The sequence below is a fragment of the Acetomicrobium mobile genome, from assembly GCF_937920065.1.
Genome location: NZ_CALETC010000254.1, coordinates 1 through 20,944, shown reverse-complemented (window position 1 = coordinate 20,944; position 20,944 = coordinate 1). Strand labels below are relative to the sequence as shown.

Sequence of the window (20,944 nt, the reverse complement as noted above, 5' to 3'; positions counted from 1 at the left end):
TTGGAGAAAAGAATCGGATCTCCACCACGCGAGACGCCTGGACTCATGAGGAGGATGGATGAGGAATACTTTAGAAGGGTCAAGGCGATAGAGTTTGCCATTAAATGCGATGACGGTAAAAGTCCGGAGCTGTTAAGGGAAGCTGATATAGTGCTAATAGGGGTTTCAAGAAGCGGTAAAACTCCTTTAGCAATGTACCTGGCCCATAAGGGTTTGATGGTTGCCAATATGCCGTTGGTTCCAGAGAGCCCGGTGCCAATGGAATTGTTCGAAGTTCCAAATAACAAGATCATAGGGTTGATGATAGATCCAGCCAAATTAGCACGAATTCGCCGAGAGCGGTTGAGGGTTTTGGGGCTTGATCCGGGAGTCTCGATGTATGCCAGGCAGGAGCGTATAGAAGAAGAGCTAAGATATGCTAAGCAGATTATGGAAGTGCTGAAGGCCGAGATCTTCGACGTTACGAACAAGGCCGTTGAGGAGACGGCACAAGAGATAATGGATTATTTGAATATATGAGGTGTTGGATGATTGACCCCAAGAATAATGTGGGAGACAGTAGAGAGGCAGCTACTGGCGGATTTTGCCTCTAAGAGCGCCGACTCGAAAGGAAGAAAGACTGATGAACCTCCTTGTCCAATAAGGACTTGCTATCAGCGGGATAGGGACAGGATTATCCATTGCAAGGCCTTTCGAAGGCTAAAGTATAAAACGCAGGTATTGCCGTTGCCTGAAGGAGATCACTACAGGACAAGGTTGACACATACGCTCGAAGTATCCCAGATAGCGCGAACCATAGCTAGAGCCTTGCGTTTAAACGAGGATTTAACGGAAGCAATAGCATTGGGCCATGATTTAGGTCATACTCCCTTTGGACACATGGGGGAAGAGGTTTTGGACGAATTGGCCAAGGAGAACGGTTTAAATGGTTTTCACCATGCAGAACAAAGCCTTAGAATAGTGGACTCTTTAGAAGGGGATGGCAAAGGTCTCAACCTTACATGGGAGGTTCGAGAAGGAATACTACAGCATAGTAAAGGGCAAGTAGACGTCCACGAAGGGTTAAAATTATTCGAACCCTCGACTTATGAGGCTTGGGTTGTAAGGGTAAGTGATTCCATAGCTTACCTGAATCACGATTTAGACGACGCAATAAGGGCTCGTTTGGTCTCAATACATGAAGTTCCCGAAGAGGTGATCGGTCTTTTGGGAGATACCCACAGCAAGCGAATTGGTACTTTGGTAACGGATGTGGTAAATAGTAGCGGACAAGGGGGTATTTACCTTAGCGACGCGGCTCTGGGATCTATGGAATTGTTGAGATCTTTCCTTTATGAGCGTGTTTATTTGGGCCCTCAAGCGAGAAAAGAAAGACCAAAGGTAAAACACGTTTTGAGCACGATTTTTCATTACCTCTTGTCAAACCCTCATGTTTTTGATTCCCTCGAGTTTACAGATGTGGAGGCCAACGCTATAACGAGAGTAATCGATTTCATCTCAGGAATGACCGATAGATATGCCATGGCCTTTTTTGGTGACATTGCCGTGCCTACGCCTTGGCCGCTTGACATCAGTCTGTCAGACCGTACTCCTTGAGCAATTGTTGATATCTTTTCTCAATTTCATCGGGAGAAGGTTCGTGATAGACCTTCTTTGACGGTTCAGCAGGAGGTTCCCCCTTGGGTTTCATGATTTGCGGTTCGGGTATATTGGTAGTCGGTGCACTGTCAAAGTCGAGTGGCGGCTTCGTAGGATCTGGGTAGCTTGCGTAGGTCGGCAATCTCATTCCATAACTTGCGAGGAGCAAATCATCTCCAGTGATCAAGTAGAGTTTAGGCTCGTTGAAGTCATAGGCCTCAGCGAAGGCGCTATAGGAATCGCCATGATAGGGACAGGTTCTTTCGGGAACGTAATCCAGAGGTAACAAGATGGCCGTTTTCTTCGGACAGTTGAAACTGGCAGGATATCCCGTTTCACGACAAATTTCTACTCTCAGAACCTTTTCTCCTATGACCCCGGCAAGGGAGAAATTTTCATTCAGGTGAGCGATTTTTACGGCTTTACTCATGAAATCCTTCCACACAGGAGCGGCTACACGACCTCCTGTATTGCCATGACCTAAAGATTTGTGATCATCATGTCCTGCATAGACAACACACACCAAACCTGGAACGCCTCCCACAAACCAAGCGTCACTCCAATCATTGGTAGTTCCCGTCTTGCCAAAAACCTCGTAATTTTGGATCTTTGCCGGTCTTCCGGTTCCGTGATTTACAACATCTATTAACATCGAACGTAGAGTTACTGCAATAGCTGGATCGATGGCTTCTGTCAGCGTTGGGCCATTTGATTCAAGGATTTTTCCCCTAAAATCGATAATTTTTTTAATTGCGAAGGGTTCTACACGGTATCCGTCATTGGCGAACACGCTGTAAGCAATTGCCATCTCAAGTGGCGTTAAGCTTGCTGAACCCAACGCTATTGATAGATCGTGTGGGAGATAAGGGCTTTTGATGCCCATCTTTCTTGCTGTTTCTATTATTGCCTCTACACCTGTCAGTTGAGCGATGCGTACAGCAACGGTGTTGTAAGAATCCGTCAGGGCTTCTAACAAAGTGCTTTCTCCGTGATACTTGTCCCCGTAATTAGTTGGTTGCCACCCGTTTGGAAAGGAGAGGGGAGCATCTAAAGCCCTGTCAATGGGTCTTATGCCTTTGTCAAGAGCTGCCGTATACACTATAGGCTTAAATGCTGAGCCAGGTTCTCTGTATGCTTGCACAGCCCTGTTGAATTTGCTTATGTTGAAATCTTTTCCTCCCACCATTGCGAGTATTTCGCCCGTATCTGGATCCACTGCTACAAGTGCGCCTTCGCTTTTAAGTTTAGAAGTTGCATTCTCGGCTGCGTTTTGAAGCCCCAGGTCCAGAGTGGTGTATATTTTTAAACCACCTTGATAGACAATTTCCGGCCCATATTTGGGCAACAAATGATTAAAAAGTATGTAGGAGACAAAGTAAGGCGCCGGGTTATCACTTAGAGTAGGTTGTTTCTTTTTAGAAAAGGCGAGTTCGGTATCCAAGGCTTTCCGAGCTTCATCTTGGGTGATCCATCCCAATTCTTCCATTCGCCCCAAGACGTAGGACTGTCTCAATTTAGCTCTATCCGGATGGCGCAAAGGAGTAAAGTACTCGGGTGCGGCCAACAATCCAGCCAACATGGAGGCCTCAGGTAGCGTTAGCGCCAAAGGCTCCTTGCCAAAATAGTTATAAGAAGCAGCATATATTCCGTACCCACCATGGCCCCAATATACGGTGTTTAGGTACATTTCCAAAATTTGATCCTTGGAATATAGCCTTTCTAATCTGAAGGCCAAGATGACTTCCTTAATCTTTCTTTCTAACGTCTTTTCTCTAGTAAGAAACAAGTTCCTAGCGAGCTGCTGTGTGATTGTGCTTCCGCCTTGCAAAGTGTCCCTCTTCGTGAAATTTACGATGGCCGCCCTTGTGATGCCCTTAATGTCGATACCACGATGTTTATAAAAATCATCGTCTTCCGCGGCCAGGACGGCCTTCGCAACCCAAGGGGAAATCTTTTCTAACGGTATCCATGTTCGGTTTTCCTTAAACAACCTCGCTATTTCTGCGCCGTTTCTATCGTAGATCACAGTTGAAAGGTTAGGATTAAAGGCTATGAGCTCATCATAAGATGGCAGCTCCGTGGATAGCTTAAAAACGAACCCTGCGCAAAGGACAAAGGCGATTGCAAAAAATAATAAAAAAGTATAAATTAATGCAAATTTAAAACGTCCTCCATTTGAGTTCTTGTTTTCGTGATTTCGCATGCCGAGACCTCCTGAGCACTTCTTGCCCCTGACATTTGAGATTATAACACGTTTATTTTTTCAAGTTAAAAGAGCGTTTCCTGAAGGGTATATCGAGTACATTTTTGATTTGATGGACCTCATTCGTATGGATGGGGTACCAAGGGTAAAAAAAATTTAAAAAAATACATATTTTCGATTGACACACCCCCCTTGGACGTTATAATGTAATCCGCTCTTTATCAAGAGGAAAGCTAGAGAAGACCTTATGTGAGGAGGGTATGCCCAATGATACCAATTCCAACGAAATTCAGTTTGGTTGTTGGCCATGGAGAAGGCGATAAAAAATTAACTGCCTTTGACGCCGCTTTGCTTGATGCGGGCATAGGGAATATGAATTTGCTCAGGGTTAGCAGCGTTTTGCCGCCCGGGTGTATTTTTGAGGGTGTTTTTCAGTTGCCAGCTGGATCGTTGCTTCCAATTGCCTATGGATCTTTAACGAGCGATGTTCCGGGCGAAATAATATCAGCCGCGATTGGCGTTGGAATTCCAGAAGATCCTTCTTCTTTTGGGATGATAATGGAGTTTTCAGGTTTTTGCAAGGCTAACGAGGCAGCCCTGAAGGTCGAAGAGATGGTTCGTGAAGCTTTCGCAATGCGCAATCTTCCACTTAAAGAAGTTAAAGTGAAATCAATAGAGCACAAGGTTGAACGCTGCGGTTCGGTAATCGCGGCTTGCCCTCTCTTTTACGAAGTTTCTGATAAGGGATGTTAAGCGATGAAGGGAATAGAACGCAGGGTCCCAGATCTTTGGTTTACCGAATATCAGACACCTAATTTGAGACTCGGTCTCAGGATAAAAGATGTCCTTTTGAATAAGCGGTCATCATATCAACATATCTTGGTTGTAGATACTATGGAATATGGCAGAGTTCTGGTTTTGGATGGCGCGATTCAACTCACCGAAAAGGATGAATTTTGTTACCATGAAATGATGGCTCATTTGCTACTGTGCGCACATCCGAATCCAGAAGAAGTGCTTGTCATAGGAGGCGGAGATGGTGGCGTTGTGCGTGAGGTGCTTAAACACGAGACCGTAAAAAAGGTGACGCTAGTCGACATAGATGAAGAGGTCATAAAAGCGTCAAAAACTTTCTTCCCGGCGGTGTCCTGTGCACTTGATGATAAATGCGTGGAGATAAGGCCAATGGATGCCCTTTTGTTCGTAAAGGGACATTTTAATGAGTTTGATGTGGTTATAATAGACAGCACTGACCCTGTGGATTTTGCCAGGGGTCTGTTTGAACCGGCCTTTTTCAAGGACGTATACGTTGCTTTGAAGGAAGAGGGCATGATGGTGGCCCAAACAGAATCACCTTTCTCAGAACCCGATTTGTTGCGCGATGCTGTTAGGGGGCTGAGAATGGCCTTTGAAAAGGTGTTTTTGGCGTGGGGTGTGGTGCCAACCTATCCAACGGGCCTTTGGACCTATGCGATTGGAAGCAAGAAATTAGATCCAAGGATGCAAAAGAGGCCGGCGCCACAGAGGACTAAATATTATAGCGATGCAATGCATTCTTTAGCCTTTGAATTGCCTCCTTTTATCAATGAAATCATAAATGGAGGCAATTTGGAGGAGGCAAAAGGGGATTGACGCGCTTTTTAAAAAGTGGTCCAAGTTTTGCAGAGGCAAGATGGGTTCTTTTTGGTGCGCCCTGTGATACCACCGTATCAAGAAAGGGTGGCACTCGTTATGCTCCTGATGCCGTAAGAAGCGAGTCCCATCATATCGAAAGCTATTCTCCTTACCTGAGTGAGGATTTGGAGAAGGTTTCCTTTTTCGATATGGGGGATCTTTTTTTTGCCCCTGGGGACGTGCGAGGTTCACTGTTGAAGATAGAAAAGATGTCGTCTTCACTTGCAAATAAGGGCAAGCGAATTTTGATGCTCGGGGGAGAACATCTGGTTAGTTTGGGCACGATCAGAGGATTGCTTTCGAGGTTCCCCGACTTGCACGTCCTTCACTTCGACGCTCATGCGGATCTACGGGACTTTTACCAAGGGAGCAAATATAGTCACGCCACGGTAATGCGAAGGGTAGCAGAAACTCTAGCGAGTAGTAAGCAATTACATCAGTATGCCATTAGATCTGGATCGCGGGAAGAGATCGAATGGGGAAGCAAGAACACCGATTTTCATCTGATCGAGTTGTTTGAGCCTTTGAGAAGGCTTTTGAACGAAATCGGGGGATGTTCCATATATGTGAGCTTAGACATCGATGTGGTAGATCCTTCCTTTGCTCCGGGTACGGGTACCCCGGAACCGGGAGGCATTAGCGTTTCAGACCTTTTTAGGGCATTGAGCTTGTTAAGAGGCTTTAATATCGTTGGGTTTGACTTGGTGGAAATATCTCCGCCTAACGATGTCAATGCCATCACATCTTTACTGGGTGCCAAAATTATACGAGAGGTTTTAATCATGTTGGGAGGTGACAGCGTTGACCAATAATCAAGCGCTCGGGAGGCACATTTTAGTGGAAGCCTACGACTGTGGGTACAATATTCTCGACAATATGAGAGGAATTCAAGGAGCTATGATCGAGGCAGCCGAACGGACTGGTGCCACTGTGGTAGACGTGGCCTTTAGAAAGTTTGAGCCCTACGGAGTTAGCGGTGTCGTAGTGATATCGGAGTCACATTTAGCCATTCATACATGGCCTGAGTATGGTTACGCTGCTATAGACCTCTTTACATGCGGAGATAAGGCGGACCCCTGGAAGGCCTTTGAGTATTTATTGGATTATTTTAAACCCAAAAGGATCACAACTATGGAGATAAAAAGGGGCAATTTAATTACGACCGAAAATAAAAATTACATAGCCATTGATTCAGCCGGGGAGGCCATCGTGGACGAGTAATTTTACGGTGTCTTTAAAAGCCTTGAATTGTTTTTGTAGAAGTTGTCGATCCGAACAGGGTATCCTTTTAAGCCATGATCAAATATGGTAAACTCATGGATAGGTTTTGTTTATTCTATCTATGCTGTGGTGGTGAGGGAAGTGGATGATGACGACAAAAAATTGTATGTAGGCTCGGAAATAGGCAAGCTTAGAAGAGTACTTCTTCATAGACCAGGGTTAGAGTTGTCCCGTTTAACCATCGATAACAAAGATGAATTGCTCTTTGACGATATTCTTTGGGTGGAAGAGGCTCAAAAAGAACATGATGCCTTTGCCGATTTGCTCAGAGATAATGGCGTAGAAGTTGTGTACTTCCGTAATTGTTTAGCGCATATATTAAAGGAAGACGAAATACGCAAGAATTTATTGGAAGAGGCGCTTGCCTTGGAAGCATTGGATCATCAGTTGAAGGATGCCCTGGCTCATGCGTTTTACGATATGCCTCCCGCTGATTTGTCGGAAGTCCTCATAGCTGGTTTGACAGCTTTGGAGGCCAAAGAACTTGTCGGCAACATCAAAAGCCTTTGTTTGCTCACTTCAGAAAGAACAGACTTTCTCATAAAGCCTCTTCCCAACATACTGTTTCAACGTGATCCCTTCTCCTTCGTAAAAGACGGAGTCATCATAAGTGTTATGCGGTTTGAAGCACGTCGCAAGGAGCCTTTATACGCAAAATATATATTTAATCATCATCCTTACTTTTCTGGTTTAAAAATTATATATGGAGAAGAAACGGCCAATGTTCATCCCTACTTTATTGAAGGCGGAGATATATTAGTCCTGTCCGATGAAGTGGTGGCCATTGGCATAAGCCAAAGAACCACGGCAGGTGCAATACAGGTGGTGGGCAGAAAGCTTGCAAAAGAATTGGGAATAAAAAAATTGCTCGCAGTTGATATTCCCAAAATGCGGGTTTATATGCATTTGGACACGGTCTTCACCATGGTAGATCGCAATTGCTTCGTAATTTACCCTGGCATAAGGGGCAGCGTTCGCCTTTGGGAGATTGCTTATGAAGAGGACGGGTCCGTGGTGGATATAACCGAATCAACCGACTTGGTTGGGACGATGAAACGTAACTTAATGCTAGACACTATCGCCTCCGTTGAAACGGGTGGAGGAGATCCCATAGCCGCTGCGAGGGAGCAATGGAACGATGGTACCAATACTTTTGCCATAGCGCCCGGAGTTGTAGTGACTTATCGTCGAAATGCGACAACAAACCAAGAACTTAGGGCCCATGGCATAAAAGTGTACGAGATCAAAGGAGCAGAGCTAGGTCGTGGGCGTGGAGGCCCCAGGTGCATGTCCATGCCACTGCTTCGGAATTAATTTAATTTTTGCGAGGGGAGAGATTAAAGTGCCTGTAAACTTGCGGGGACGTCATTTATTATGGCTAAAGGATTATAAGCCCGAGGAGATAAAATATCTTTTAAATCTGGCCATCTCGTTGAAGGCAAAAAAAAGGGCGGGCATAAAGGGGAACTTGCTGAATGGTAAAAATATCGCGTTGATATTTGAAAAACCCTCTACGCGCACTCGATGCGCTTTTACCGTGGCTTGCCTGGACGAAGGAGGACATGCCGAGTTTTTAGGCAAAAGCGATATTCAATTGGGCCATAAAGAAGACGTCAAAGATACTGCAAGGGTGTTAGGCAGGATGTTTGACGGTATTCAATTTCGAGGTTTTAAGCAATCAGTGGTGGAAGAACTCGCTATGTATGCCGGAGTCCCCGTCTGGAACGGCCTTACAGATAGTTATCACCCTACTCAGGCGTTGGCGGATGTGATGACTATGCAGGAATGTTTTGGTGACGTAAAGGGGTTGAAGTTAGTATATGTAGGGGACGGAAGAAACAATGTAGCTAATTCGCTAATGATCATTTCCTCCAAGTTGGGCATACACTACGTGACGGCAGCTCCAAAGGAATTGTATCCCAACGAGTCGTTGCTCGAAGAGTGTAGGAGTGAAGGAGCTAAACACGGTGCCCTTATAGAGGTCATGGAAGATCCTTATGAGGCTGTGAAGGGAGCGCAAGCGGTCTATACCGATGTATGGGCATCCATGGGCGAGGAAGAAAAACTTGCAGAACGCGTTAAGTTGTTGAAACCCTATCAGGTAAACAGATCTCTCATGAATCTTGCCGACAAGGATGCCATATTTTTACATTGCTTGCCTGCAGTAAAGGGTAACGAAGTTACAGAAGAGGTATTTGAATCGTCTCAATCCAAGGTCTTTGAAGAGGCTGAAAATAGGCTTCATACGATTAAAGCGGTGATAGTAGCTACCATAGGCAACCTGTAACGAGACCTTTATGGTAAGTAAAAATTTTTAGACGTAAGAGGACTTGCGGCCTTCTAGGAGTAGCCTAACATACCTCCCTTGCGGGTGTTTAGATATTTACTATAGAGGCCCGGGTTTCTTTAATGCCCTTTAGGGAGTTCAAGTCTATCAAGAACTTTTTTATCTCGTTTATTTCGCCCATCAAGATGATGGCTTCCAGGCAATTAAAGTGATCTATGTGAACATGGGTGGTGCAGACTATTATATCCCCGTAATTGTGTTGGATGGCAGTTATTTCGGACACTGCGTCGTGTCTGTGATGATCGTATATTATCGTAACAGTGCCGCATACCATGCCTTCTTGGGATTCCCATTTAGATTGGGCAATGAAGGATCGCATAATTTGCCTCAAGGCCTCGGAGCGATTGGCCATCCCGTGACTTCGTAGCCATTTATCGAACTCGTCTAACAGAGATTTTGGCATAGAAACGCTAAACCTTACTACCTCTTCCATGGTGATTTTGCCTCCTTCGAAAGGGTGATAACGAGAAAAATGGGGAACAACGTAAGTGTAGCATTAACGACCTTGTCTGTCGAAGAACTCGAAAAAAGAGATATGAGTTCAACAAACCTCCTTTTTTTACCTCCACAGGGCAATGAAGGCGAGCCTGTGAAAGTATTGGCCTTTGCATCACGGAATATATGCTATATTGCCAGCAGCAGAATCGACAATAAAGGAACAACGAAGTTATTTTTATGCGATGATTCCGGACAGTTAGAAAATGAAGACTTCGGTCTTTACCTTTTTTATTTATATGGAATCAGGGTTCTTTTTATCTCACGAGATGCCTTTGATGACGTCATGGCTCGATACGAAGCTTACAGGATGCGACCAGATCTAGTATTGTTGTTTTATCCTTTAAGCCATGATGATGAAGGTTCGAAGTTAAAGGTGAGGTTAAATGCCTTGTCGTTAGAATGGAACGTTAAAGCTGCCTCTATTTACGGTATTGTTGGAAGGAAATACAATTTTGTTGCCTTTTCAGATAGGGGCGAAGAGGTATCCACTGGCGAGTCATTGTATTGGCAATGGCGAATCTAGTCATCGTGCTCAGCCCTGTTTTGGCATGTAAGGAATTTATTAAAGGGCGCAAAAAGTTCCAAAACATTCAATATAATCTCATCGTCTACTGCCTCTTTTAGTTTTTCAAGAGAGGCATAAGGTCGTTTTTGTGCTATCCTAGTAGCTCGGGCTTTACCTATGCCAGGTATAGCTGTGAGGGAGCTTAGAGGACAATTGTTGATGTCTAAGGGGAAAGGAACCCCTGTAATTGAACGCCTTCCATAGTCAGTTACGGCCACCGTTAAGATCGCGCCCACGGGCAAAGTTTCATCAACAACCCCGACTAAAAGCGGGTAAGTCGCGAGTTGTCGTCCGAAGGCTAATTTCCCTACCTTTTCCTCGATCCGCAAGTCCCTTATGACGCATCCCAATGGAGCAATACGGCGTAACATGGGTTGATCTATCTCGCTTCTCACCCATTCCTTCCATTTTCTGTAACGGCTTTCCTTTACTTTACTTGGATACATAGTTAAGAGCGTCTTTAAAGGGGTTTTTTCAAATACCATGGGCTTTCTTATATTTATTCTGCGCACGGCGAGCCCCTCTTCCAGAATGCTTCTTAGAAACTTAGCATGTATTTCCAGTGATTCATTGCTGTCTCCTGCAAGTCCAACGATAAAATTAAGACCTGGCAAAATCTTTGGGAGGCTTCTTTTGGTTGGCCGCCATCCGCCCACTTCGTTTACCAACCTTACCGCGAAAAGAGCCTCCTCAAAATCGACCTTTAAGTTGTTAATATTTCTCACCCTGGGATTAAGGTTTTCAATGCCGAAGGAAAGCACGTCCCCTTCAGTATTGTACTTGGAGATTATCTCTATGGCCTCGGCCGACTCTTCGGGAAAATCTACAATGGTTTTCGGGTTTGCGTTGTCGGTATGCAGCACCGATAATTTTGGGCATGACTCCAAGGCATTTTTATAAAGTTCCTCCAAAGCCTTTGGGTTCGGCCTTCTTCCTTTACTTGAAAGCGTGCCCTGGTAGGTCAGTATATTGGCGCATTTGCCAAACCTGAAGGCTTTGACGCCTGCTTTATATAAAGCCTTCATCTCTTCTATAACGTCTGATATCGGCCTTTCTTCAAATTCGCCGGAAGTGCCTTCAGTGCAAAAGGAGCAAGGAGCGCCCACTTGGTCGCAACCTCTGGACAATTCTATTTCAGCCATTATCCAAGGGTACCACGGGTGTAGCTTTACCACTTCGCTGCCCAGTCTGCTCCAAATGTTTACGTTGCCGTATCCGCGCCTTAAGTGCGAGATAATTTCACGTCTTGAAAGGTAATGGTACAAAACCTCATCTATGTCCCCCGTGACTAGACAGTCAACTTCATTGAGATAGATCGTAAGTGCGTCCATACCGCCTCGCAAGACATAACCGGAAGCTATGGGGCCTCCTAAAAAGAGCAGCCCCCTTCTGTTCAAATTGGCGATCTTTTGCAGTTCGCTCAACAACAAAGGAGAACCGCCCCTGTAGCGACCGGGGACAGAAAGCCCAGCTATTATTGCGATGATATCCGCTTCTGCCAGAGCCTCTTCAACGGATACTGGATCTTTTCTCCATTGGTCGCAAGTATAGTAAGCTACATCGTAATCAAAATATCTTAAAACGCCAGCACAGTATCGAACATAGGGGGAAACGTAGGGAGGTACGCCAAGACATGCGGGCTCATCGACGTATCCGTCGAAAATGAGTCCAAGTGGCATAAATGCACCCCTTTCCCGTTTTATTTATCGATGGATTTCTCAAGGATTTTCTAAGATTATGTTAAAATTTATATCAATGCTAAGTATAGCCTAATCTTTAGGAGGTGCCAACTTGGAGAGCATTTATAGAGACCCGCTTTCTTTGAAGGAGTGCATAGTGACGTGGATCAGGGAAAAAGTGAAAGAGGCGGGTGCCAAAGGAGTGGTCTTCGGATTAAGTGGTGGTTTGGATTCCGCTGTTCTTGCTTTATTGGCTAAGGAAGCCCTCGGGTATGATAATATATTAGGTGTCATAATGCCTTGTGAAAGTCAACCTGAAGACAGCATGTATGCCCTTTTATTAGCGGACAGCTGTAATGTACCTGTTCAGGAAGTGGACTTAACATCAACTTTTCATGTCCTTTTAGATGCCTTGCCCTTCAAAAAAGATGATATGAAAGCTTTAGCTGTAGCGAACATCAAACCTAGATTAAGAATGACAACGCTTTATTTCTTCGCTCAAAATTTCGGTTTTCTCGTGTGTGGCGCCAGCAATAAAGACGAACTAGAAATTGGTTACTTTACAAAACACGGAGACAGCGGCGTCGATATGCTTCCCATGGGCGACCTTTTAAAGGGCGAGGTAAGGCTTCTTGCTGAGCACCTTGGAGTGCCAGCCTCGATAATAGAGAGGCCGCCATCCGCTGGTTTATGGCCTGGACAGACCGATGAGGAGGAAATAGGCGCGACCTATGACGAAATTGACAGGTATTTGCGTACGAGGGAGGGGGATGAGAGAGTGAGAGATATCGTCGAAGGAGCCAGAAAGCGAAGTGAGCATAAGCGAAGAATGCCTCCTATATGTGTGTGTGAAATTTAAAGAACGCAAATATTCCAAAAGAGGTAAACTTGATTTATTAGAGGTGATAATTGAATGGCTGGCCATTCGAAATGGGCAAATATAAAGTATAGAAAAGCCGCACAAGATTCAAAGCGGGGCAAGTTATTTCAAAAGTTGGTTAGGGCCATAATTATGGCTGCCAGAGAAGGAGGAGGGGATCCCTCTTATAACGTTGCCTTGAGAAATGCCATTGAAAAGGCCAAAGCAGCCAATGTACCCATGGAAAACATCCAGAAGGCCATAAAGCGTGGTACTGGAGAACTCGAGGGTGCTTCCTATGAACATGTAATATATGAAGGCTACGGTCCAGGAGGAGTTGCCATACTCGTTGAAGCAACCACCGATAACCGCAACCGTACCGCCTCAGAGATGCGTTTCATCTTCACTCGACATGGCGGATCCCTTGGAGAAGTAGGTTGTGTTTCCTGGTTATTTGAAAAGCGAGGGGCGATTTATATAACTTCTAAAGTTGACGAGGATGAGTTGCTTTTGACGGCAGCCGAGGCAGGGGCACTAGATATTGAAAACGAAGATTCTTCTTTCATAGTGTACACTGAGCCAACTGATTTGAGCAAAGTTAGTGAGTTTTTGGCACAAAAAGGATACCCAATTGATCGTTGCGAAATAGTCATGGTACCAAAGACAACCGTCCCAGTGACAAACTCAAATGAAGCTTCGAAACTCTTAAAACTTTTGGATACTTTAGAAGAACATGAGGATGTTCAAAACGTGTACGCGAACTTTGATATCCCCGATGAGATCTTTGAACAGGTTGAAAGCGCGTAAAATATCATGTTGTGCCTCGGTATAGATCCTGGCATCGGACGAGTGGGGTTTGGTTTTGTCAAAGAAGAAGATAGCGTTTTATCAAGTTTGACCTTCGGGTGTATCGATACGGATCCAGGTCTTTCCGTTCAAGACCGGTTGAATCTGATTTATGATGAGCTAAAAAGCTATATTGAAAGGACAGTGCCCGATGTTTTGGCGATGGAAAGGCTGTTTTTCGGACAGAATTTGACCACTGCCGAAAACGTTTGGCAAGCTAGGGGCGTTATCTTACTCGTTGCTGCTCAGAAAAGACTTCCTATCGTGGAGCTCACTCCATCGGAGGTAAAGATGGCCGTTTGCGGATATGGGAGAGCTAGCAAGGTTCAAGTCCAGGAGATGGTAAGATTTCTGCTATCCCTGAAGTCCGTTCCCAAACCTGACGATGCAGCTGACGCCTTGGCCGTGGCAATTGCTGGCTTATCCGTCTGGAGACTCAGGCGATTGCAGGAAAGTATCTAATGAAGGTACGTGTTAAAGGATGATCAGATTTATCTCAGGTGTAGTTGTGGATGTCAAAGGAAATGTTGTAGTACTTAACGTCGCTGGATTTGGTCTGGAGGTTACATGCTCGCGGGAAGCCCTGTCTCTGTGCAGAGTGGGAGAAAGGGTGACTTTGTCAGTTTATTTATCGGTGAGCGAAAGCGGCCCGTCGCTTTTTGGCTTTGGCAATGATGGGGAAAGAGAATTTTTTTTATTGTTGATAAATGTCAAGGGCATGGGTGCCAAGACAGCTATATCAGTATTAAGATGGTTGTCAGCGCGAGAGATGATCGAGATCATTCGGGAAAGAAATTTGGAAAAGCTCAAGAAAGTGCCTGGAATAGGCCGTAAAACAGCAGAAAGGATTTGTTTTGAGCTTAAAGACAAAGTAAAAGGGTACCCTGCGAGCAGCGAAGAAGCGGGTTGGTCTAAACTCAACGACAAGCTTCAAGTGGTTCGCTTGGCTTTGAAAGAACTTTATTTTAGCGATATGGAAATAGATAGGGCAATCAAATACCTAGAAAGTCTAAGTGATGGCGTTGAGAGGTCGGAGGAAAGATTATTGCACGAAGCCCTGAAGATCTTGAGCGGATGACGATCTGGAGTGGTGTGTTATGAAGAGGAATTCAGCTAGATTGGTGAGCGAGCAACCTCTATCCATGGAAGAGGACGTCTTCATCAGGCCTCAAAGGCTTGACGAGTTCATCGGTCAGGCCAGAGTAATAAATAAACTGAGCATGTTTATAAAGGCGGCTAAAGCTAGAGGCGAGCCCCTAGACCACACCCTTTTTTGTGGTCCTCCCGGTTTGGGAAAAACCACCCTGGCTGGGGTGGTTGCCCATGAGATGGGAGGAGAACTCAAGACTACTACGGGACCCGCTATTTCTCGAACAGGTGATCTAGCGGCGATCCTATCTTCCCTTAAACCAAAGGACGTGTTTTTTATCGACGAGATACACAGGCTTTCTCCTCAAGTTGAAGAGGTACTCTATTCGGCCATGGAAGATTTTTTCTTGAACATTATTATCGGGAAGGGGCCAATGGCTAGGAGCATTAGACTCACCTTGCCGAAATTTACATTGATAGGGGCTACTACGAAGCCAACTCTTCTTTCAGCTCCCTTAAGGGGCAGGTTTGGCATCATTGAGCAGCTGGAATATTACTCGGTGGATGAGTTAACCGAGATAGTGATTAGGGGGGCTTCAGTCTTGTCAATAGCGATTGAAGAACGAGAAGCCGCTTTAGAAATAGCCAAAAGATCGAGGGGAACTCCTCGCGTTGCATTGCGTTTATTAAAAAGAGTGAGAGACATCGCTGAAGCTCAAAAAAAAGAAAAAGTGGATTTGAGGATTGCCAAACGTGCTTTAGACATATTGGGCATCGATGACGAAGGGATAGACGAGCAGGAAAGAAGGCTTTTGAGTGTGCTAATTGAGCTTTTCGAGGGAGGTCCTGTTGGGTTATCGACCTTAGCTGCAGCCATGAGTGAGGAGGAAAGAACCATAGAGGAGATTTATGAGCCCTTTTTGTTGAGGAATGGCTTGCTCGAACGAACGAAGGTAGGTAGGATCGCGACTAAAAAGGCATACGAACGACTCGGCCTTCCTTATTTTAAAGGCGCTAGAGAGGGAGAGGAAAATTTGCGCCTCTTTTGATGATTCTTTATAAATTGGGGTGATCCCTTATGCATGATGTGGGTAAATTATTGATACTTTCGGGACTCTTGATCTTGATCATCGGAGTAGCTTTTTATTTCACCGGCAAAGGTGGAATTCCCTTTGGGCGTTTACCCGGAGACATAGTAATACGCAGGAAAAACGTCATGATCATGTTTCCCATAGTCAGTATGTTGATTTTAAGTGTGATACTTACCATTGTGCTCAATTTGCTGAGCCGATGGTTTAGATAAATGTATTAAGAAAGGAGACATGGCCATGAAGTTTTGGTTCAAGATGTCCCTTGTGTTGTTTTTGCTTTTGGTCCCTTTTTGCGTTCAGGGAATCTCAAAGGAGCCCGCCATATCCGTGGGATTGGCACAAGGTGTTTCTTCTTGTGCAATTCGCTCAAATAATATGACATTTTATGACGCTTCAGGTAAACAGGTAAACATGAAAGGGACCGTTACAGTCAAATCTGGAGGCCGTGCCAGCGTCATCGTTGGTGGCAAGTCACTCGCTCTTCCCGTGACCGTGAGATCAAAGGGATTGTTGTATTTAAACGATAAACCCTACAGAGGAGTTTTTGTGCTGGTTGCAAGCAGCGGTTCCTTTACAGTCGTAAATGAGTTACCCTTAGAAGATTACTTAAAGGGAGTCTTGAAAATGGAGGTTAATCCCAGTTGGCCAGCGGAGGTCTTAAGAGCTCAAGCTATTACGGCCAGGACTTATGCGTTAGCCGAAAAGGGCCGACATGGCAGTGCCGGCTTTGATCTCTGTGCGACGGATCATTGCATTCCCTATAGGGGCGTTAACGCCGAAGATCCAAAGCTGACGCACGCCATTGAAAGTACGAGGGGCATGGTCTTGCTCTATCAAGGCAAGCCAGCGAGGACCTTCTTCCACTCCGATAGTGGTGGCTGGACGACGGATGTACAGTCCGTGTGGGGGGCGGATATACCCTACCTCAAGCCTGTGCAAGAACCCTTCCAATATCAGTCGCCCTATTCGTCATGGTCCTTTAAAATTAGTGGAGATGAACTTGGTCGGAGGCTATCTCAGGCAGGCATCAACGTGGGATCGGTTTTTGAGATTATCCCTGTCAAGATCGGTCCTGGCGATAGGGTTGAGATGGTTGAGGTAGTTGGTACAAAGGGAAGAAAGACGATTAAATCCCACGAGCTTAGGATGGCTTTGGGCGCAAAGGAATTGAAGAGCACCGTTTTTTCTTTAGATGGCGATGGTGGCACGACGAGGCGCGATGTACTGGCCGCTTCTGAAGATTTTATAGATGAATCGCAATCCGATAGCGCGACTTTGATATCTTTGACTCAGGAGGGGGCTTTTACTTCCGATGAACTCATGGACATGCTCCTTCATCCCGAAAAAAGGGGTGAATATCTAAAAAAAGCCTTGGCCCGCAGGGGAAAATCGACTGCCAAGACATCGAAAAAATCACAGAAAAAGGATCCGAAACTTTTATGGCCACAGTGGGATACGTCCGCTGACGATGAAGTCAAGACGAGAGGAGTGCGTGGTACGACCTTTTTATTTCAAGGGAAGGGTTGGGGTCATGGAGTAGGAATGTCTCAGTGGGGAGCTAAAGCCATGGCTGAAAATGGCTGGCCAGCCGAGAAGATTGTGAGGTATTACTATCCTGGAACTGAGTTGCGAAAACTTTATTGAGCATACATTCAAGGAGTGGTCAATTACGATCGACCTTTTTGATATTTCTGCCTACGATTACGAACTCCACGAAGGATTTATAGCCCAACATCCCGTCGAGCCTCGCGATCAATCAAGGCTCATGGTTGTAGAAAAATCTACGGGCAAGCTCGAGCATAGGCGTTTCTATGAGATACTTGACTACCTCAAACGAGGCGACGTCTTGGTATTAAATGACACAAAAGTCATACCAGCGCGTCTTTTGGGTCGGAAGGACCGAACAGGGGGCAAGGCAGAGGTCTTGTTAGTCAAACCATTGGATGCTGGATGGGAATATTGGGAGGCCATGGTGCGTCCCGGAAGAAGATTGAAGACCGGTGACAAAATAGTTATAGATTCTGAGTCTTTGGTTTTGGTGTTAGATAGGCTTACTCAGGGCATGAGGAAGGTCCAAATAATTGGCAGAGATTTGCCTCACAACATAATAAAAAAGAAGGGCCAAGTTCCCCTGCCGCCCTATATAAATGAAAATGATGTAGCTTTAAAAAGTTATCAAACGGTATATGCGCGCATTAATGGCTCGATTGCTGCTCCGACGGCTGGATTTCATTTTACTGAAGAATTACTAAAAAGGCTGGCTTCAGCAGGGATCGAGTTAGCTTATGTGACCCTTCACGTTGGACCCGGCACTTTTAGGCCCGTCAAGGCAAAAGACATAAGGAAACACGATATGCATCGAGAAGACTATCAGCTTTCACCAGAAACGGCTGAATTGATAAATCGAGCTAAAGAAGAGGGCAGGCGAGTTATAGCTGTAGGAACGACAGTGGTAAGGTGCTTAGAATCTTCGGCTACAAAGAAGGGATTGGTGACGCCTGGTCGAGGAAGCACAGAACTTTTTATATTTCCAGGCTATAAATTCAAGATCATTGATGGGATGGTCACAAATTTCCATCTTCCTAAGAGTACCTTATTAATGTTGGTCTCCGCTTTTGCTGGTTATGAATTGATAATGCGGGCATATAGAGAAGCGATAAAAGAAAGATACAGGTTTTATTCCTTTGGGGATGCCATGCTGATAATTTAATCAGTGGAGGGGATAACAGTGTGGAAATGGGCCGTCTTCGTGCCGCACCCGCCCATCATAATACCCGAAGTTGGAAGAGGAGAGGAAGCGGGGGCAGCTAAAACAGTGGAAGGCATGAAAAAGATAGGCGAGATGTTAAAGGATGAAATGCCCGATTCTTTAATTATACTAACGCCCCATCACGCTATGGCTAGGGGTCTAAATGTGATAAGTGCCGAGCGCTTTAGCGGCGATATGGGAATGTTTCGTGCCAGAGAGTGCAAGTTGCAGGCAGATGGCGATGTTGAACTTGCCGCTGAACTTGTAAATTATTTCAAAGCTAATGGTTTGTCAGTAACTTACTCCATGAGAAAGGCTGTTGAACTGGATCACGGTTCTTTTATACCTCTTTATTATCTTAACAAAGCCTGGAGGAAGTTGCCAAAAGTTGTCTTGGCAAATCCTTTGGGGCTTAGCTACGAGGAAAGCCATACCCTAGGAAAGTTATTGAGACTCTTCGATGTAAAAGACAAGAAGGTAGGAGCAATATTTAGTGGAGATCTTTCACACAGGCTTACTCCAACAGCGCCTGCTGGCTATTATCCCCGCGCTAAGGATTTTGATGCCGCAATCGTGAGGGCCTTTAAAACCTCAAATGCCGACGTGCTCCTTTCGTTATCGGAAGACGAGATTGAAAGAGCAGGGGAATGCGGATTGCGCTCCGCTCTTGCATTTCTTGGCATGGTAAGAGGAGAGGCCATTACAGTTCTTTCTTACGAGGGGCCTTTTGGAGTAGGTTATTGCACGGCCCTCTGGAGGTCCTAGATGGGGAGGTGATACGGTAGTGAACGGTGATGATTTACATCCTTATGTTAAGTTAGCAAGACGTGCCGTAGAGTATTATTTTGAGACAAGAAAGATATTGGATCCCTCGGAGGCGCTTTCCTTGTCCCCCAAAAGGGAGCTTTGGGACAAAAGACTTGCGTGTTTTGTATCGATCAAGACTTTAAACGGAAATCTAAGGGGATGCATAGGCACTATTCGCCCGGTAAGGGAGAATCTAGCCTCCGAAATCATATATAATGCTTTAGCTGCAGCATTTGAGGATCCGAGATTCATGCCTTTAAAAGAGGAAGAGCTCCCAGGCGTTATATTTTCTGTGGATGTATTGAGTGAGCCGGAGCGTGTCACCTCGATAGAAGAACTTGAACCTAAAAAATATGGTGTCGTTTTAGAAAAGGGCTTCAGGAAAGGTGTTTTGCTCCCCGATTTAGAGGGCATTGACACCGTAAAAGAACAGCTTGATATCGTTGCCAGGAAAGCCGGCATAAGCTCGTTAAAAGGAGCTAAAATCTATAGATTTACAGTAAAGCGTTACGAGGAAGTGAGAAAAGATAGATGAAAGCTCTTTACTGGCATTGGGAAGATGGCAATGTGAAGTGTGAGCTATGTCCCCATAACTGTCTTGTCCCCAGTGGCAAAAGAGGGTTTTGTCGCGTACGTGAACATGTACCGGGCGAGGGATTGGTAGCTGTGACTTACGGCTTGTTTTCGAGCGTGGCGTCAGACCCCGTGGAAAAAAAGCCCCTTTATCACTTTTTGCCTGGAGATAACGTCCTCTCGCTAGGTTCTGTTGGGTGCAATATGAGTTGTCCTTTCTGTCAAAATTGGCACATCTCTACCTGGGTTCCCCAAGTAGAGATGTCGCGCATCGATGTAAATGATTTACTTTCTTTGGTTAAGCGATATCGTTCTAAGGCAGTTGCCTTCACTTACAACGAGCCTTTAATATCCTATGAATATCTTTTAAACTCCGCGCCGGTCTTGGAAAAAGAGGGAATAAAGGTGGTTTTAGTGACTAACGGCCTGATAAACTCTTCGCCCTTAAGCGAGCTCGTTCCGCATATAAGCGCAGCCAATGTCGATTTAAAAACCTTTGACGAATCAACTTATAAAAAACTGGGTGGCGATCTTAGGACTGTTCAAAATACTTTAAAAACCCTGATTGGTTCTGGAGTACACATTGAAATTACGCATCTTCTGGTTACTGGGATAAACGATAACCTGGCGGAGTTTGAAGAGATGTGCGCCTGGATTTCTAAAACATTAGGAGAATTAATACCCCTTCATATTTCAAGATATTTCCCGGTATATAAGTGGACCAAACCCCCGACGAACATGACATTGCTCAAAAAAGCTAAAGAAGTGGCCTCGAAATATCTAAAGTTCGTCTATCTCGGCAATGTGCCTGGAGACTCTGATACAGAGTGTCCTGGTTGCGGTAGATTGGCAGTAAAAAGACGAGGCTATCACGTCAGTTTATTGGATGTAACCCCCGATGGCAAGTGCCCTGCCTGTGGATTCAATTTAGGTATTGTGCTTTTTTAATTTTATGGCATACTTTAAATAGCAAATTTCTGTTTTTAGAAATTAAGGGAGGGGCAAACATGGGAACAGTTCACCTTAATGGTCATTCTTTAACGTT

The 20,944-nt window shown here is 45.2% G+C and carries 23 protein-coding genes; 20 read left to right on the top strand and 3 right to left on the bottom strand.

Features of this window, described 5'->3' with window-relative positions; translation table 11 throughout:
- Window positions 1-519 (top strand): pyruvate, water dikinase regulatory protein (locus Q7P41_RS09670; RefSeq protein ID WP_303883848.1); only part of this gene is annotated, 519 nt, incomplete at its 5' end.
- Window positions 520-546: 27 nt separating this feature from the next.
- Window positions 547-1,596 carry a deoxyguanosinetriphosphate triphosphohydrolase gene (locus Q7P41_RS09665; protein ID WP_349770598.1) on the top strand — a complete coding sequence of 350 codons (1,050 nt, stop codon included), beginning with the start codon at window positions 547-549 and terminating at the stop codon, window positions 1,594-1,596.
- On the opposite strand, the gene Q7P41_RS09660 is transcribed toward Q7P41_RS09665, so the two are convergent.
- Complete coding sequence (locus Q7P41_RS09660) at window positions 1,571-3,841, bottom strand: transglycosylase domain-containing protein (protein WP_303883845.1); 2,271 nt, start codon at window positions 3,839-3,841, stop codon at window positions 1,571-1,573. The two genes, Q7P41_RS09665 and Q7P41_RS09660, sit on opposite strands and share 26 nt — an antisense overlap.
- A 267-nt stretch (window positions 3,842-4,108) precedes the next feature.
- On the opposite strand from Q7P41_RS09660, the gene Q7P41_RS09655 reads away from it, so the two are divergent.
- From Q7P41_RS09655 to argF, 6 genes are all read left to right on the top strand, one after another.
- Complete coding sequence (locus Q7P41_RS09655; RefSeq protein WP_303883844.1) at window positions 4,109-4,594, top strand: pyruvoyl-dependent arginine decarboxylase; 486 nt, start codon at window positions 4,109-4,111, stop codon at window positions 4,592-4,594.
- A 3-nt stretch (window positions 4,595-4,597) separates the two neighbouring features.
- The gene (gene speE, locus Q7P41_RS09650) at window positions 4,598-5,473 is read left to right on the top strand and encodes a polyamine aminopropyltransferase (RefSeq protein ID WP_303883843.1); all 876 of its coding nucleotides are present in this window, start codon (window positions 4,598-4,600) and stop codon (window positions 5,471-5,473) included.
- Window positions 5,470-6,327 carry an agmatinase gene (gene speB / locus Q7P41_RS09645; protein WP_303883842.1) on the top strand — a complete coding sequence of 286 codons (858 nt, stop codon included), beginning with the start codon at window positions 5,470-5,472 and terminating at the stop codon, window positions 6,325-6,327. The genes speE and speB overlap by 4 nt, the downstream gene beginning before the upstream one ends.
- Window positions 6,317-6,736 carry an adenosylmethionine decarboxylase gene (gene speD / locus Q7P41_RS09640; RefSeq protein ID WP_303883841.1) on the top strand — a complete coding sequence of 140 codons (420 nt, stop codon included), beginning with the start codon at window positions 6,317-6,319 and terminating at the stop codon, window positions 6,734-6,736. The genes speB and speD overlap by 11 nt, the downstream gene beginning before the upstream one ends.
- Before the next feature lie 141 nt (window positions 6,737-6,877).
- A complete protein-coding gene (locus tag Q7P41_RS09635) occupies window positions 6,878-8,110 on the top strand; it encodes an arginine deiminase (protein WP_303883839.1) in 1,233 nt (410 codons plus the stop codon).
- Between the two features lie 28 nt (window positions 8,111-8,138).
- The gene (argF, locus tag Q7P41_RS09630) at window positions 8,139-9,083 is read left to right on the top strand and encodes an ornithine carbamoyltransferase (RefSeq protein WP_303883853.1); all 945 of its coding nucleotides are present in this window, start codon (window positions 8,139-8,141) and stop codon (window positions 9,081-9,083) included.
- A gap of 88 nt (window positions 9,084-9,171) precedes the next feature.
- Here the strand turns inward: argF and nikR are convergent, their stop codons facing one another.
- Entirely contained in the window at window positions 9,172-9,576 is a 405-nt protein-coding gene (gene nikR / locus Q7P41_RS09625; protein ID WP_303883838.1) for a nickel-responsive transcriptional regulator NikR, read from the bottom strand.
- Window positions 9,577-9,615: 39 nt separating this feature from the next.
- Here nikR and Q7P41_RS09620 point away from each other — a divergent pair, with 39 nt between their 5' ends.
- Window positions 9,616-10,164 carry a hypothetical protein gene (locus tag Q7P41_RS09620; RefSeq protein WP_303883836.1) on the top strand — a complete coding sequence of 183 codons (549 nt, stop codon included), beginning with the start codon at window positions 9,616-9,618 and terminating at the stop codon, window positions 10,162-10,164.
- On the opposite strand, the gene Q7P41_RS09615 is transcribed toward Q7P41_RS09620, so the two are convergent.
- Window positions 10,161-11,885 carry a radical SAM protein gene (locus Q7P41_RS09615; RefSeq protein ID WP_303883834.1) on the bottom strand — a complete coding sequence of 575 codons (1,725 nt, stop codon included), beginning with the start codon at window positions 11,883-11,885 and terminating at the stop codon, window positions 10,161-10,163. The two genes, Q7P41_RS09620 and Q7P41_RS09615, sit on opposite strands and share 4 nt — an antisense overlap.
- A 112-nt stretch (window positions 11,886-11,997) precedes the next feature.
- On the opposite strand from Q7P41_RS09615, the gene nadE reads away from it, so the two are divergent.
- Genes nadE through amrS form a run of 11 tightly spaced genes read left to right on the top strand, consistent with a single transcriptional unit; the run spans window position 11,998 to window position 20,847 of the window.
- Window positions 11,998-12,744, top strand: a complete 747-nt coding sequence (gene nadE / locus Q7P41_RS09610) for an NAD(+) synthase (RefSeq protein WP_303883832.1) — start codon at window positions 11,998-12,000, stop codon at window positions 12,742-12,744.
- Between the two features lie 54 nt (window positions 12,745-12,798).
- Window positions 12,799-13,551, top strand: a complete 753-nt coding sequence (locus tag Q7P41_RS09605) for a YebC/PmpR family DNA-binding transcriptional regulator (RefSeq protein WP_303883830.1) — start codon at window positions 12,799-12,801, stop codon at window positions 13,549-13,551.
- Window positions 13,552-13,557: 6 nt separating this feature from the next.
- On the top strand, window positions 13,558-14,052 hold the full coding sequence (gene ruvC, locus Q7P41_RS09600) for a crossover junction endodeoxyribonuclease RuvC (protein ID WP_303883828.1): 495 nt from the start codon (window positions 13,558-13,560) through the stop codon (window positions 14,050-14,052).
- 19 nt (window positions 14,053-14,071) lie between these two features.
- Window positions 14,072-14,668, top strand: coding sequence for a Holliday junction branch migration protein RuvA (ruvA, locus tag Q7P41_RS09595; protein ID WP_303883825.1), 597 nt, complete (start codon window positions 14,072-14,074; stop codon window positions 14,666-14,668).
- A 19-nt stretch (window positions 14,669-14,687) separates the two neighbouring features.
- On the top strand, window positions 14,688-15,728 hold the full coding sequence (ruvB, locus tag Q7P41_RS09590; protein ID WP_303883823.1) for a Holliday junction branch migration DNA helicase RuvB: 1,041 nt from the start codon (window positions 14,688-14,690) through the stop codon (window positions 15,726-15,728).
- A gap of 29 nt (window positions 15,729-15,757) precedes the next feature.
- Window positions 15,758-15,982, top strand: coding sequence for a DUF2905 domain-containing protein (locus Q7P41_RS09585; RefSeq protein ID WP_303883821.1), 225 nt, complete (start codon window positions 15,758-15,760; stop codon window positions 15,980-15,982).
- 25 nt (window positions 15,983-16,007) lie between these two features.
- Window positions 16,008-17,414, top strand: coding sequence for a SpoIID/LytB domain-containing protein (locus Q7P41_RS09580; protein ID WP_303883819.1), 1,407 nt, complete (start codon window positions 16,008-16,010; stop codon window positions 17,412-17,414).
- Entirely contained in the window at window positions 17,377-18,480 is a 1,104-nt protein-coding gene (queA, locus tag Q7P41_RS09575) for a tRNA preQ1(34) S-adenosylmethionine ribosyltransferase-isomerase QueA (RefSeq protein WP_369693154.1), read from the top strand. Before Q7P41_RS09580 ends, queA begins: the two co-directional genes overlap by 38 nt.
- 18 nt (window positions 18,481-18,498) lie before the next feature.
- Window positions 18,499-19,284, top strand: coding sequence for a class III extradiol dioxygenase subunit B-like domain-containing protein (locus tag Q7P41_RS09570; RefSeq protein ID WP_303883817.1), 786 nt, complete (start codon window positions 18,499-18,501; stop codon window positions 19,282-19,284).
- Window positions 19,285-19,303: 19 nt separating this feature from the next.
- Entirely contained in the window at window positions 19,304-19,861 is a 558-nt protein-coding gene (gene amrA / locus Q7P41_RS09565) for an AmmeMemoRadiSam system protein A (RefSeq protein WP_303883815.1), read from the top strand.
- Window positions 19,858-20,847, top strand: a complete 990-nt coding sequence (gene amrS / locus Q7P41_RS09560; RefSeq protein ID WP_303883813.1) for an AmmeMemoRadiSam system radical SAM enzyme — start codon at window positions 19,858-19,860, stop codon at window positions 20,845-20,847. Before amrA ends, amrS begins: the two co-directional genes overlap by 4 nt.
- The last annotated feature ends 97 nt before the right edge of the window (window positions 20,848-20,944 follow it).

Excerpts from the sequence above, each read along its gene's own strand:
- Q7P41_RS09665 (WP_349770598.1), top strand. The coding sequence starts at position 547 with ATGTGGGAGACAGTAGAGAGGCAGCTACTGGCGGATTTTGCCTCTAAG.
- Q7P41_RS09660 (WP_303883845.1), bottom strand. The coding sequence starts at position 3,841 with ATGCGAAATCACGAAAACAAGAACTCAAATGGAGGACGTTTTAAATTT.
- Q7P41_RS09655 (WP_303883844.1), top strand. The coding sequence starts at position 4,109 with ATGATACCAATTCCAACGAAATTCAGTTTGGTTGTTGGCCATGGAGAA.
- speE (WP_303883843.1), top strand. The coding sequence starts at position 4,598 with ATGAAGGGAATAGAACGCAGGGTCCCAGATCTTTGGTTTACCGAATAT.
- nikR (WP_303883838.1), bottom strand. The coding sequence starts at position 9,576 with ATGGAAGAGGTAGTAAGGTTTAGCGTTTCTATGCCAAAATCTCTGTTA.
- Q7P41_RS09620 (WP_303883836.1), top strand. The coding sequence starts at position 9,616 with ATGGGGAACAACGTAAGTGTAGCATTAACGACCTTGTCTGTCGAAGAA.
- Q7P41_RS09615 (WP_303883834.1), bottom strand. The coding sequence starts at position 11,885 with ATGCCACTTGGACTCATTTTCGACGGATACGTCGATGAGCCCGCATGT.
- Q7P41_RS09605 (WP_303883830.1), top strand. The coding sequence starts at position 12,799 with ATGGCTGGCCATTCGAAATGGGCAAATATAAAGTATAGAAAAGCCGCA.
- ruvC (WP_303883828.1), top strand. The coding sequence starts at position 13,558 with ATGTTGTGCCTCGGTATAGATCCTGGCATCGGACGAGTGGGGTTTGGT.
- ruvA (WP_303883825.1), top strand. The coding sequence starts at position 14,072 with ATGATCAGATTTATCTCAGGTGTAGTTGTGGATGTCAAAGGAAATGTT.
- ruvB (WP_303883823.1), top strand. The coding sequence starts at position 14,688 with ATGAAGAGGAATTCAGCTAGATTGGTGAGCGAGCAACCTCTATCCATG.
- Q7P41_RS09585 (WP_303883821.1), top strand. The coding sequence starts at position 15,758 with ATGCATGATGTGGGTAAATTATTGATACTTTCGGGACTCTTGATCTTG.
- Q7P41_RS09580 (WP_303883819.1), top strand. The coding sequence starts at position 16,008 with ATGAAGTTTTGGTTCAAGATGTCCCTTGTGTTGTTTTTGCTTTTGGTC.
- amrS (WP_303883813.1), top strand. The coding sequence starts at position 19,858 with ATGAAAGCTCTTTACTGGCATTGGGAAGATGGCAATGTGAAGTGTGAG.